At 45.5% G+C, this 1122-nt stretch carries 1 protein-coding gene; it reads right to left on the bottom strand.

What is annotated here, in order from left to right:
• Positions 1-1122 (bottom strand): hemagglutinin repeat-containing protein (locus tag PVV66_RS09625; RefSeq protein WP_273719616.1); only part of this gene is annotated, 1122 nt, incomplete at both ends.

The following is a 1122-nucleotide window of genomic DNA, read 5'->3' as shown; positions in this document are numbered from 1 at the left end:
GTCAAAATCACCCGTTGTCTCATATTCAACAACAAAGCCATCACCTGCATCAAATTTCATGCCCCCACCAGCTTCCATGGTTACATAGTCGATACTTTCCTTCAGATAGCCTTTGTCGCCCTCACTCCACCACACAAGGCTTTCATTGCGCTGATAAACATCCTTAAAATCCTGATCCTTGTTGCTCAGAAACTTAATCTTCCCCTTATCTGCCGTAAGATGTATCTTGCCCTCACTTTTTGCCCCTATGGCTTTAAGTGTGAGATCCCCATCCTTGGCATGCATGGAAAGGTTGCCACCCGTTTCTATCGTGGTTTTGGTTGTGGTAACTTCGGTTGATTGTTGACGAAACTTATTCTTTTGCTTGGATTTGTCGCCTTCTTTGCCCCTCAGATCCAAATCAAAACTGCTAAAATTTTGCTCTGAAACCACGTTGAGAGCCTCACCACTGGTGAAATTCCCATTGCCCTTGGCTTTAAATTTTCCTCCCAGGTTAAGATCACCCCCTGTAACAATGGTCAGATCTTCATCACTGTTAACTTCTGCCAAATGGTGATGAGAACTTTGAGCATCATAATGCCCTTTTTCCAAGCTTTGCTTATTCTCACTCTCTAGTACCAATGAACCAATGGTCGCAGAACCACCGACAGTCACCGTCGTCGAACCGCCACTGCTCCATTGCCCACCACTCATGCTTAAATCGCCAAGGGAGAGAATATTCAAATCCTGAACAGAGATGATTTGAGACTGCTGCCCCTCTCGATCAACAAAACCAAATTCATTCGTGTCACGGATCTTGGCAGTACCATCAATGATGGTCTTCGCATTGAGGGTGATGATATTCCCCAAGATAACCCCTGACGAATTGGCTAAAAGATCACCACTGTTGAGATCGACAGCACCGCCGCCAAGCAAAAAACCACCATCATTAAACAAAGTTTGCGTGGTCGAAACATGCAATGCATCATCACTCAAGATAGCACCGCTATTGCTAAAACGGTTCGCGTTCAGAGTGATGCCATTGCCTTTTAAGTGTGCACTGGCGAGACTTGCTTGCTGCGTTTTTGCCCCATAAATATCTTGCGTGAGTGAAGTGTTTGGCGCCAAATAAACGCGAGGCAC

This window comes from Bartonella sp. AU16XJBT (assembly GCF_028618665.1).
Lineage (GTDB): Bacteria > Pseudomonadota > Alphaproteobacteria > Rhizobiales > Rhizobiaceae > Bartonella.
This window is presented reverse-complemented; position numbering and strand designations above follow the sequence as displayed.